Annotated in this window: 8 protein-coding genes, 1 pseudogene and 1 riboswitch; of the genes and pseudogenes, 7 read left to right on the plus strand and 2 right to left on the minus strand. The window is 61.9% G+C overall.

The window, feature by feature from the left end:
* The first annotated feature begins 21 nt into the window (after nt 1-21).
* The 5 genes from LA321_RS08830 (at nt 22) to cbl (ending at nt 4,710) form a co-directional block, all read left to right on the plus strand.
* Nucleotides 22-597 carry an RBBP9/YdeN family alpha/beta hydrolase gene (locus LA321_RS08830; RefSeq protein ID WP_042070509.1) on the plus strand — a complete coding sequence of 192 codons (576 nt, stop codon included), beginning with the start codon at nt 22-24 and terminating at the stop codon, nt 595-597.
* 261 nt (nt 598-858) lie between these two features.
* A complete protein-coding gene (gene cysT, locus LA321_RS08835; RefSeq protein WP_042070508.1) occupies nt 859-1,698 on the plus strand; it encodes a sulfate ABC transporter permease subunit CysT in 840 nt (279 codons plus the stop codon).
* Complete coding sequence (gene cysW, locus LA321_RS08840) at nt 1,695-2,585, plus strand: sulfate ABC transporter permease subunit CysW (protein ID WP_042070506.1); 891 nt, start codon at nt 1,695-1,697, stop codon at nt 2,583-2,585. Before cysT ends, cysW begins: the two co-directional genes overlap by 4 nt.
* A gap of 22 nt (nt 2,586-2,607) precedes the next feature.
* The gene (locus LA321_RS08845) at nt 2,608-3,666 is read left to right on the plus strand and encodes a sulfate/molybdate ABC transporter ATP-binding protein (protein WP_042070505.1); all 1,059 of its coding nucleotides are present in this window, start codon (nt 2,608-2,610) and stop codon (nt 3,664-3,666) included.
* A gap of 96 nt (nt 3,667-3,762) precedes the next feature.
* Complete coding sequence (cbl, locus tag LA321_RS08850) at nt 3,763-4,710, plus strand: HTH-type transcriptional regulator Cbl (RefSeq protein WP_042070503.1); 948 nt, start codon at nt 3,763-3,765, stop codon at nt 4,708-4,710.
* A 61-nt stretch (nt 4,711-4,771) separates the two neighbouring features.
* Here cbl and gbpA read toward each other — a convergent pair whose 3' ends face one another.
* Complete coding sequence (gene gbpA / locus LA321_RS08855; protein WP_042070502.1) at nt 4,772-6,196, minus strand: N-acetylglucosamine-binding protein GbpA; 1,425 nt, start codon at nt 6,194-6,196, stop codon at nt 4,772-4,774.
* Nucleotides 6,197-6,260: 64 nt separating this feature from the next.
* A riboswitch (cyclic di-GMP riboswitch) is annotated at nt 6,261-6,345 on the minus strand.
* Nucleotides 6,346-6,610: 265 nt separating this feature from the next.
* Nucleotides 6,611-8,299: a methyl-accepting chemotaxis protein gene (locus LA321_RS08860; protein WP_042070501.1), complete on the minus strand. Its 1,689-nt coding sequence runs from the start codon at nt 8,297-8,299 to the stop codon at nt 6,611-6,613.
* A gap of 281 nt (nt 8,300-8,580) precedes the next feature.
* Between LA321_RS08860 and LA321_RS08865 the strand changes: the two genes are divergently transcribed.
* Entirely contained in the window at nt 8,581-10,431 is a 1,851-nt protein-coding gene (locus tag LA321_RS08865) for a M3 family metallopeptidase (protein ID WP_042070499.1), read from the plus strand.
* 658 nt (nt 10,432-11,089) lie between these two features.
* Nucleotides 11,090-12,157, plus strand: a pseudogene (wecB, locus tag LA321_RS08870) (non-hydrolyzing UDP-N-acetylglucosamine 2-epimerase).
* Nucleotides 12,158-12,162: the final 5 nt, after the last annotated feature.

The following is a 12,162-nucleotide window of genomic DNA, read 5'->3' on the forward strand; positions in this document are numbered from 1 at the left end:
CCAACGGATAGGAGTAACAAGATGGACAAGATCCTCCTGGTTCCCGGTTTGCACGATAGCGGGCCGGATCACTGGCAGAGCCGCTGGCACCTGCACTTTCCCCACTGGCAGCGCATGAGGGGGTTGCCGTGGGACAAGCCGAACCTGACGGTCTGGAGCGCCAAGCTGGCGAGCAAGCTCAAAAGCCGTCGCGGCCGGGTGCACCTGGTGGCCCACTCCTTCGGCGCCCTGACCGCCATTGCCGCCGCCCGGCTGCAACCCCACAAGATCGCCTCCATCCTGCTGGTGGCGCCGGCCGATCCGACCCGTTTCGGCATTGCAGACGAGCGACTGGCCGGCCCCCTGCTGGTGTCGGCCCAGATGGTGGCCAGCCGCAATGATCCCTGGATGAGTTTCGAACGGGCCGAACACTGGAGCCGGCAGTGGCAGGTGCCGCTGTTTGATGCCGGTGAGGCGGGTCATATCAACGCTCAGTCCGGTCACGGGGAGTGGCATCAGGGACTGCATCTGCTCGGCAACCTTCACCGTCGGGCCGAGATGGTGATCGAACCAGCTCCGGTGGCGTGGAAAGGGTGCCCGGTACTGGGGTTTCGCTGATGGTTGGATGACAACGGGGGAGGGATGCCGACTGAGATGATAACTGTCTGATTTTGTTCACTGGCTCAATTGTACAAGGCTCCGTTTTTCAGGTCTTTTGTTGATATGAAAGACCTTTTTTATCTGGGTTGCCCGCAACGCCCTGTTTTCACGCTGTTAGACAAAAAAGTGATTAGCAAAGGTGTTATTGGTGTTTGTGACGGGGAATGAGAGCCAGCAGAATCACTATGTCGAAATTAATTTATAACACATGGATTTGTTATGCGATTTGGTTCTTATTCTGTTCTGCCTGGCTTTGGCCAGACCCTCGGCTTCAGTCTGCTCTATCTGGGGTTGCTGGTACTGCTGCCCCTCTCGGCACTGGTGCTGTTTGCGCTGAATAACCTGACTGCTGCCGAGTTCTGGCAGGTGATAGGGTCGCCCCGGGTGCTGGCCTCCTTTCGCCTGAGTTTCGGGGCGGCGTTTGTCGCGGCGCTGCTCAACAGCCTGTTTGGCCTGATCCTGGCCTGGGTGCTGGTGCGCTACACCTTCCCCGGCCGCCGTCTGGTGGATGCGCTGATCGACCTGCCATTCGCCATGCCCACCGCCGTCTCCGGCATCGCCCTGTGTGCCATCTTCGCTCCCAATGGCTGGATCGGTCAGTGGGTTGCCCCGCTTGGCATCGAGCTTGCCTACAACCCGATTGGAGTGGTCATCGCTCTCACCTTTATCGGGCTGCCGTTCGTAGTGCGCACACTGCAACCCGTGCTGCGGGAGGCCGAAGCCGAACAGGAGGAGGCGGCCGCCAGCCTGGGGGCCGATCGCTGGCAGACCTTCCAGCGTGTGCTGTGGCCGACTCTGGTGCCGGCCCTGCTCACCGGCTTTGCGCTGGCGTTTGCCCGTGGCGTGGGGGAGTACGGCTCCGTCATCTTTATCGCCGGCAACCTGCCCATGGTCTCTGAAATCGCGCCCCTGATGATCATGAGCCACCTGGAAGAGTACGACTACGCCGGCGCCTCCGCCATCGCCGTGGTCATGCTGCTGATCTCTTTTGTTTTATTGCTGTTTATCAACAAGTTGCAGGCCTGGAGCTGGGCCCGTATCGGAGGGAGCCGGATATGAATGCATCGACCATCGCCATGGATGTCGTCCCCGTGGTGACAGAGACCCAGCGCAAGGCGCCGCCGGTGATCCGCGAGCCGCAGTGGGTCAAGTGGCTGCTCATCACCCTGGGGTTGGGCTGGTTTGCCGCCCTGTTGCTGCTGCCGCTGGTGACCGTTTTTATCCAGGCGCTGAGCCCTGGCCTGGCATTTTTCTGGCAGGCCATTAGCGAGCCGGATGCCCTGAGCGCCCTTGGGCTGACCGCCCTGGTGACCCTGTTCGCCGTGCCTCTCAACCTGTTGTTCGGCCTCGCGGCCGCCTGGGCCATAGCCCGTTTCCGCTTCCCGGGCCGGCAGTTGCTCGTCACCCTCATCGATCTGCCGTTTTCGGTCTCGCCGGTGATTGCGGGCCTGATGCTGGTGCTGCTGTTTGGCAGCCACGGCTGGTTTGGCGACTGGCTCAGTGTGCACGACATCAAGATCATCTTCGCCACCCCGGGCATCATTCTGGCCACCACCTTCATCACTGTGCCCTTCGTGGTGCGCGAGCTGCTGCCCCAGATGGAGGCGCGCGGCCCGGAAGAGGAGGAGGCCGCCATCATGCTGGGGGCGAACGGATTGCAAATGTTCTGGCGGGTCACCCTGCCCGGGATTCGCTGGAGCCTGATGTACGGTGTGCTGCTCTGTACTGCCCGGGCGGTGGGGGAGTTTGGTGCCGTCTCCGTGGTCTCCGGTCATATTCGCGGCCAGACCAACACCCTGCCGCTGCATATCGAGATCCTCTACAACGAGTACCAGACCGGCGCCGCCTTCGCGGTGGCAAGCCTGCTGGCGCTGTTCGGGATCTTCACCCTGCTGGGGGAAACTCTGCTGGCCAGGCTGCGTGGCCAATTCACCTACTCTCACTGATCACCGTTTCAAGGAGGCAGCCATGAGCATTCAGGTGCAAGGACTCAACAAGCATTTCAGCCAGTACGCGGCACTGGCCGACATCAACCTCGATTTTCACGACGGTGAGCTGGTGGCCCTGCTGGGCCCCTCCGGCTGCGGCAAAACCACCTTGCTGCGGATCATCGCCGGGCTGGAGCAGGCCGACGCTGGCCGGATCATTATCCGCGGCGAGGATGCCTCGGCGCTGCACGTGCGCGAGCGCAACGTCGGCTTCGTGTTCCAGCACTACGCCCTGTTCCGCCACATGACGGTGTTCGAGAACGTGGCATTCGGCCTGCGGGTCAGGCCGCGCAACGAACGCCCGGGCGAGGTGGCCATCCGTGCCCGGGTCAGGGAGCTGCTGGATCTGGTGCAGCTCAGTCACGTGGCCGAGCGCTACCCGACCCAGCTCTCCGGCGGCCAGCGTCAGCGGGTCGCCCTGGCCCGTGCCCTGGCGGTGCAGCCCAGGGTGCTGTTGCTGGATGAGCCCTTCGGCGCCCTTGATGCCCAGGTGCGCAAGGAGCTGCGCCGCTGGTTGCGGGAGTTGCACGACGAGTTGCACGTCACCAGCCTGTTCGTCACCCACGATCAGGAGGAGGCGCTGGAGGTGGCGGATCGGGTGGTGCTGATGAACGCCGGCCGGGTCGAGCAGATCGGCACCCCGGCCGAGGTCTATGACCATCCCGCCAGCGCCTTCGTACACAGTTTCCTCGGCAGCGTGAACCAGTTCCGCGGCCGGGTGGCCGAACAGGGGTTCGGCATCGGTGAGCAGTTGCTCGGCGGCCCCTCGACCGCCCATCTGGCCCCGGGCAGTGCCGCCATCGCCTATGTGCGTCCCCACGAGCTGGAGATTCTGCCAGTAGAGGCCAGCGGCGGTATCAGCGCCACCATCACCCGGCTGCTGCCCATGGGGCCGCGCATCCGGGTGGAGCTGCGTGGCGAGAGGGGCGTCCACTACGAGGTAGAACTTGGCAAGGAGGCGGCCAGCCATTTCACGCCGGGCCAGGAGGTACGGCTGGTAGCCAGACAGGCGCAGTTCTACCCCGATTACCAGATTTGAGGGGCTATCCAGGCAGGGTGCGAGTCATCGGCCTGCCCGCATTACCCACAACGCATGGCGGTGGACACCGCCGCGACTCGACGCAGGAGGCGATGAGTGAACTTTCAGCAGTTACGTATTATCCGTGAGGCGGCCCGGCGGGATTACAACCTGACCGAAGTGGCCAACGCCCTGTTTACCTCCCAGTCCGGAGTCAGCCGCCATATTCGCGAGCTGGAGGAGGAGCTGGGGGTGGAACTCTTTATCCGCTACGGCAAGCGGCTGCTCGGCATGACGGAGCCGGGCAAGGAGCTGCTGGTGATCGCCGAGCGCATCCTCGGGGATGCCGAGAACATCCGCAAACTGGCCAGTACCTTTGCCAATCGCGATTCCGGACGCCTGCTGGTGGCGACCACCCATACCCAGGCCCGTTACGCCCTGCCCCGGGTGGTTAAGGCGTTTCGCGAACAGTTTCCGCTGGTGCAGCTGGAGCTGCGCCAGGGCGGTCCGGAGGAGATAGTGCGGCTGGTGCAGACCGGCGAGGTGGACATCGGCATCAGCAGCGAGCAGCTCGACAGGAGCGAAGGGGTGGTGGCCTTTCCCTACTACCGCTGGCATCACAACATAGTGGTGCCGGAGCGCCATCCCCTCTCGCAAGAGTCCGAACTGACCCTGGCGGCGCTGGCCGATTGGCCCATCATCACCTATCAGGCGGGGCTGACCGGGCGGGTGCGAGTGGACGAAGCGTTCGCCGAGGCGGGGATAACGCCACAGATCCTGCTGACCGCCCAGGATTCGGATGTCATCAAAACCTATGTCGAGCTGGAGATGGGGGTCGGCATATTGGCGGACATGGCGTTCGATGCCCAGCGCGATCACTCCTTGGTGCAACTCGACGGCAGCCATCTGTTTGCACCGCACACCGCCTGGATTGGCCTCAAGCAGGGGCAGTTCCAGCACAATTTCGCCTGGCAATTCATCCAGCTCTGCAACCCCGAGCTGGTGCTGGCCGACATCCAGGCCCGTGCCATGGGCGGCGAACCCCAGATCGATTACCAGATCTGAGCCTCTCACCAGACCAAACGGGGAGCCACTGGCTCCCCGTTTTCATGTCGCGGTGAAACGATTAGTTCAACTCAATCCAGGCATCCTGCCAGTGGGAGCCGGTGCCCGGCTCATACTGGGTCGCGTTGGCAGCCCACTGGCTGCACCAGCCACTGTAGGGGAAGGGTTTGCACTGGTAGACCTTGCCGTTCTTGGGTTGCAGCACCCTGGTACCGTCGGTGTAGGACTTGAGCCCCTCCGGAAAGGTGAAGTCATGAGCGCCGCCGGCAGCGGGATCCTTGAACATCAGGTCCAGAGTCTGCTGGAGCGGGGTACCGCCATTTTTCGGGGTGCCCTTGATCACCAGCTGGTGATGACCGGCACTCAGCCCTTCCAGAGTCATGGTGAAGCCCTGGCTGCTGTCTTTGATGTCGGCGCTGGACTGGCCTTTGGCGACACCACCGTGGTCGTAGAGGGTGCTGGTGACGGCGAGATCCCCCTGGGCGGTGATGGTGAAATCGAGGATCGCCTTGCCGTTGTCGAGCTGGTATTCGCTCGCCAGACCGCTGACGCTGATGTCGTTGCCAACCGGCGGCTGCAACTGCTCAAGCTGGATCTCGACCCGCTCCAGAGCGCTGCCCGCCTTGAGGTAGACGGGGTTCTGGCCGTAGACGGGGTTGAACTGGCCATCTGTCCCCTGCTGGCCGGCACGGATCAGGCTCTGCTCAGAGTTGATCTTGCCGGCCAGGGCGTGGGCCCAATTGTTCTTCTGGCCTTGCTCCGCGCTGGCGATGGTCAGCTCGGTCTGCAGATCGGTGCGCTCGCCGTTGGCATCGAATACCCGGGTTCTGGCCTTGTCGCCGGCCGCCAGATCGATGGAGGGGTAGATGGTGCCGCCCTGGTTCCACGCCAGCGGTGGCTGGGTACCGCCCTTGAAGTTGGCATCGATCAGGTTGTAGAAGCTGTTGGCGGTATCACCCACTTCCCACACCCCGAGAATGATCTGGTAACCGGTGCGCTCCGGCAGGATGCACTGATGGGTGACCTGCTTGGGCGGTTGCACCATGTTGCCGTCGATGACGCAGAAGGGGGTGAGCTCGAAGGCGTCGCGGGTCAGCGGCTGGTTCGGGTTCCAATCCTGTTTGGTCAGATAGTAACGCCAGTTGCGGGTCACATGATTGGCGGTGAAGGTCCAGCTGATGGAAAAGGGGCCGGCCTGCACGTCGCGGCGGGTCCAGCGATCGCTGGTCTGGGCGTTGAGTTCGCCGAACTGGGGATGGCCGGCGGCAGCAATCTGCCCATCTGCCGGGCCGCCGTCCGGGAAGCCGGAGGAGGCCTCCAGGCTCTGGGGTTCCCACTGCACGGCGCCGCACTGGCTGTTGCCGCCGCTCTTGCACAGGGCGTTGCGCGATTCCGGTTGGCTGATGTAGCCGTGGGCCAGCACGCTGCCGCTGGCGAGCAGCGTCAGGGCGGCGGCGATGTGGTTGAATCGGATGGTTGCTGCCATACATTCCTCTGATCGATAGATGTGGGCAGTCACGTTGGCAGGGGAATCCCCGGGCACACCTGGGTGTGGCAACCCCGCTATCCTGGACGAACGTCTTTAGACCGGAAGTTTTGCGTCCTGACTTTTCAGCCAGTTTGCCAAATGACTACAGAAAGGGTCATGGTGTCGCGTTTGGCGACAAAATTATCATGACTAATTTTGATTAAATTATTAAGTGTAAATCTTTACAGCTTGACCTTTCTGGCGTTGGTTTTTCACTCAACTATATGTTTTTAAATGTATAAATAAGCAGCGTGATTTTCTGAATCTCGCCCATTCTGTCGATAAGATGCGAAAATTTGGCATTTTTTATCAATAAAAAAATCCCCTGCCACCTTCGTGGTCAGGGGATGGGGTGCGACAGAGCAAGACGGATCAGTGGTGAACCCGGGGGGATTCGCTCTGGCGCGGTGATGGCATCTGCATGGGCAACGGGCTCTGTTCGCTGGCGTGGCCGAGTTTGAACACGGCGAGCCGTTCGTCCAGGCTGCGGGAGAGACCGGCCAGCAGTTCGCTCTCCTGGGCCAGCTGGGAGGCAGATTGCGACATCTCCAGTGCCGAGTCGTTGATGCCGCTGACGTTGCGGTTCATGTCTTCGGCCACCATGCTCTGCTGTTCGGCGGCGGTGGCGATCTGGGTCGCCATGTCGCTCACGTGCTGGATGTGGTTGACGATGAGGGAGAGGTCCTGGCCTGCCTTCTCGGACTGGTTGACGCTGCTCTCCGCCAGCTTGCGGCTGGTGTCCATGGCGTCGGCCGCACTCACCGCCCGCTGTTGCAACTGGGCGATAGTGCCCTGGATCTCCTCGGTAGACTGGCGGGTGCGGCTCGCCAGCTGGCGCACCTCGTCGGCGACCACGGCAAACCCGCGCCCCTGTTCACCGGCCCGGGCAGCCTCGATGGCGGCGTTGAGGGCCAGCAGATTGGTCTGCTCCGAGATGGCGCTGATGACGGCGGTCACCTCGCTTATCTGCATCACCCCCTCCTTGAGCTGATTGACCTGCAGGGTGGCCTGCTCCACCTCGGTCGCCAGCGCCTGGATGCCGTGCACGCTGGCGTGTACGTCCTGATTGCCGAGGCCGGCTTCGCTGGTGGCATCCTGGGTATCGCGGGCGGTATTTTCGGCGTGACCCGCCACATCCGAGATGGTGGCGCTCATCTCGTTCATGGCGGTGGCAAGCTGGGCCAGCTGATCCCGCTGGCTGGTCACCGCCTGGTTGGTCTGCTCGGCGGAGGCCGCGATGCGCAGGGCGGCATCCGCCACGTTGCGGGCCCCCAGGCTTGCCTCGAGCAGGGCGTGGCGGATGGCATCCAGACCCTGGTTGGTACAGTGTGCCACCATCCCCAGCTCATCCTTGCCCTCAACCGGGATGCTGACCACCAGATCCCCCTTGGCGACCCGCTGCATGGCGTGATTGATCCGGGTGAGGGGATTGACGATGGAGCGGCTGATGGCAAATCCCAGCAGGCCCATCAGCAGGGTAGCCAGCAGGGTCGCGCCCCCCATCAACTCATACTGGGACCAGATGGTCGCTTCTATGTCTTGCAGCAGGATGCCGGAGCCCAGGATCCAGCCCCAGGGCTGGTAGCCGGCGACCAGCGACATCTTGCGGGCGGACTCGCCGGAAGGGGATGCCCAGAGATATTCCAGCCGACCCTGATGCCCCCCCTTGCCGAGATCCACCATGCGCTGCCAGTGGTCCTCCGTATGTGCTGCGCGCTGTTCCCCCATCTGCTGGCCGACCAGTTCCGGCTTGGCAGGGTGGACGATGATGTGGCGGGTCTCATCGATCACGAACAGGTAGTTGTCGCCATCGAAACGCATGCTGTTGAGCATGGACCTGGCCTCGGCCTGTGCCTGGTCGGCAGGCAGGCTGGTGGCGAGGGCCTGGATCCGGCTCATGGCGAGATCCAGCACCGCCTGCAGCCGTGCCTCCCGTTCACTCATCAGGTTGCGATGCAGGGCACTGACCGAGATCAGCAGCAGTGCGATAAAACCGGCCAGCGCCAGGGTGAGCAGCAGCATCAATTTGCGGCTCACGGCGATATCACCGAGCTTGAACATGGTATCTCCCTGATTTCCTTATGGGTCTGGCTGTGCTCAGCCACTCCCGTGCTCCAGATTATTTTGCAGTTAACATTTAATTAACTTTCAAAAGCTTGCCGCTAGCGAGAGCTAATTGAGTATTTCAACAACAGTATAGTCAGCAGACAGCTCTCCCCACTTTTTGGTAGCTTGTTTATGCGCATCCCGGCGCATTATTTGCCAACACATATGAATGAGATGGCATTTCACCAATAAGGAGTGGGCCCCGTGCGGGTGACCCCATTAAAAAGAGGGAATTTATGAGTTCCATTGCCAGGAATTACTTCAACCAGCTCAATGCCGACTACCTGCAGGTACACAGGCGCAAGGAGGATCTCTTCTGGTCCACCTACATGGGCACCAGCGACGATCAGGCCGGCTTCACCGCCGCCGAGCAGGCTTACAAGGGCTTTTGTGCTAATCCGGCACGGTTGCCCGAGCTGCGCGAGATGCTCGCACTGGCACAAGAAGAAGATCTCAAGCGGGGGCTCAAGGGCTGGCTCGCCTTCTTCGAGTGCAACGTCATCGAAGATCCTGCTGCCGCCGTCCTGATGGATGAGCTGGTGGCTGCCGAGGCAGCGCTGTTTGCCCACCGCAAGGGGTTGAAGCTGATCTTGCTGGACGAGCAGGGCCGCCAGGTGGCAGGCAGTCTGCCCGCCGCCAGCACGGCGCTGGCCGCCAGCGCCGATGAAGCGGTACGCCAGAGCGCGCTCGCCATGTTTCATACCCTTGAGCAGTGGGTGGTCGACAACGGCTATCTGGAGATAGTCGCGCTGCGCAACCGCTTTGCCCGCGCCATGGGCTATCGCGACTACTTCGACTACAAGGTGCACAAGAACGAGCAGATGAGCCCGGAGCAGCTGTTCGCCATCCTCGATGACTTTATCGCCCGCACCGAACAGCGGCTGCACCAGAGCCTGACCGAGCTGAAGGCAGCCAAGGGGGAAGAGGCCCTGCTGCCCCACAACCTGCGCTACAGCGTGAGCGGCGACGTGACCCGCCAGCTCGACCCCTATGTACCCTTCTCTCGGGCGCTGAAGGATTGGGTTGAGAGCTTCCGCCGCCTCGGCATCCAGTATCGCGGCGCGACCCTCACTCTGGATCTGCTGACCCGGGAGGGGAAATACGAGAATGGCTTCTGCCACGGCCCGGTGCCGAGCTTCTGGCAGGAGGAGGAGTGGGTGCCGGCGGTGGTCAACTTCACCAGCCTGGCCAACCCGGCTCAGGTGGGCAGCGGTTGGAGCGGCCTCAACACCCTGTTCCACGAGGGCGGCCACGCGGCGCACTTTGCCAACGTCATCGGCAACGCCCCCTGCTTCTCCCAGGAGTTTCCGCCCACCTCCATGGCCTATGCCGAGACCCAGTCCATGTTCTGCGACAGCCTGCTGGATGACGCGGACTGGCTCAAGCGTTACGCCAGAAATGCGGCGGGGGAGGCGATCCCCGATGCGCTCATCGAGGCCATGATCGCCGCGCGCCAGCCGTTTCGTGCCTTCAACGAGCGCCAGATCGCGCTGGTGGCCTACTTCGAACGGGATCTCTACGCCATGGCCGATGGCGATCGCACCCCGGCAGCTGTGCTGGCGCTGGCCCGCCAGTGGGAACGCAAGATCCTGGGAGTGGAGAGCCCGCGCCCGCTCTTGGCCATTCCGCACCTCCTGAATCAGGAATCAGCTTGCGCCTATCACGGCTACCTGCTGGCCCTGATGGCGGTGGAGCAGACCCGCGCCTACTTCCTGGGGCGCGACGGTTACCTCACCGACAACCCGCGCATCGGACCGGATCTGGCTGCCCACTACTGGGGGCCGGGCAACGGCAAGAGCCATGATGAGACGCTGCGTAGCCTCACCGGCGAGGGCTTTAGCGCCGCGCCGCTGGCCGAGGCGTGCAACCGGAGCGTGGCCGAGGCGTGGCAGCAGGCGCAGGAGTGTATGGATGTGGCACAGCAACGTCCGCCGGCGGGGGAAGGAATGCCGCTAGACGCTCACATCCGGGTGGTACACGGCGCCGAGCTCATCGCCGACAACAGCGAGTCAGAGGCCCGCATGCTGGCCGATTTCGAGGCCTGGATCCACCGTTTGGCAACCGGGCGTCAGCCATCGCTGGTGTAGCCGGTGTTGTCACCTGACATAACGAGTGCCACGAGCCCCGCAAGGGGCTCTTTTTATGAGCCTGGGTATGCAATCCGTCACCGGAAGGTGTGGTTGGGTGTCTGCTGTCAGCATATTCAGGAAGCCTCAAAAGGGGACAGCCAGGCAGATTGGGAAGCGTCTCATCAGGCCGTCATTGGGGAGCTGGTCGGGATTCGAATGAAATTTACACTTTTTATTGAATCGTTACATTTTAATTGTGGACGAGTTGGGCTAACAGGCAGATTATGAACGAGCCACCCTCGGTGTGAGCCGGGCTCGGAAAATCACAGATCTCCCTTGCGAGATGGCTGGATTGCCTGCGACGAGGGTCAGACATATCGCCTCCCATATCTGAGAATGTTCACCATCTGTTCATGATGGTGCGCATCTAATCCCGGGCCGCGCAAACACGGATGATGCAATCAGCATACGCATCAGGATGTGTCGTTGCCTCTGGATATTCGCCGGCGATGATCTGCAGGAGATGTTCTTTCTTCTGCTTTCTTATTCTCTCCAGTGATTTGTTATCTATTGCATTTTTCCTGCAGCATGCGTACGCCTCTTTATGTTGGCTCGTAAAACGTTTGCCAGGAGATCGATTCCCTGAATGGAGCATGTTGTGATGAAGAAGATCATGATGGTATCGGGTACCCGGCCGGAAATAATCAAACTGGCCCCTCTCTATCATGCCCTGCGGCATTCAGCCTGGGCGGATGTGAAGTGGGTGCATACCGGGCAGCATGACAGCATGGCGACCCAGTTGCTCGACTGTTTCAGTATCCGGCCAGACTGGTCTTTGGTACGTCAGGGAGCGAGCCTCTTTGAATTCAGCCAGGGCTGCCGGGCCCAGCTGGAAGGGCTGATGGATCAGGAGTCTTGGGACATGATGGTCGTGCAGGGTGATACCGAGAGTGCCTTCCTCGGTGCGCTGACCGGCTTCTATCATCAGGTGCCTGTTGCCCATGTGGAGGCGGGACTGCGAACCTATCGTCTCGATCGCCCTTTCCCGGAAGAGGGGCTGCGCCAGATGATTGGACGCATCGCCCAATTGCACCTGGCGCCGACGGCGCGTGCGCGTGACTGTCTGCTGGCCGAGCAGGTACCGGCAGAGCAAGTACATGTCACTGGCAATACCGTTATCGACGCCCAACTGTGGGTTGGAGAGCACCATGGCATCAAGCGCAGCGATGCGCAGCCGGGGCATCTGCTGGTGACGGTGCACAGGCGGGAAAACTGGGGTGATGAAGTCGCGGGGATCTGTCGTGCCATCGCGCGTCTTGCCACGGCCAATCCCGATATGCGAGTGCTTTTCCCGGTGCATCTCAACCCCGTCATCAAGCAGGCTGTCTACCCGCTGCTTGGGCACCTGCCCAATGTCACCCTGACCGAGCCCCTCGACTATCTGGCCATGTAGCAGGCCATCGCCGATGCCTGGCTGGTGATGACGGATTCGGGAGGTCTGCAGGAAGAGGCACCCACCTATGGTGTTCCCCTGCTGGTGCTGCGCGAGGAGACAGAACGGCCCGAGGCGGTGGAGTCCGGTTACGCCCAATTGATGGGGACGGATGAGGAACGCATCGTCCAACGGGTCAGCGAGTTGTGGCAAGCGGGTGATTTCGCCCCGCGGGTAATGGCCAATCCGTTCGGGGATGGTCAGGCCTGTGCCCGCATCGTCGCCATCATGGCTGATGCCTTGCTGAGGTAATCACG

Source organism: Aeromonas enteropelogenes (genome assembly GCF_020097295.1).
Taxonomy (GTDB): domain Bacteria; phylum Pseudomonadota; class Gammaproteobacteria; order Enterobacterales; family Aeromonadaceae; genus Aeromonas; species Aeromonas enteropelogenes.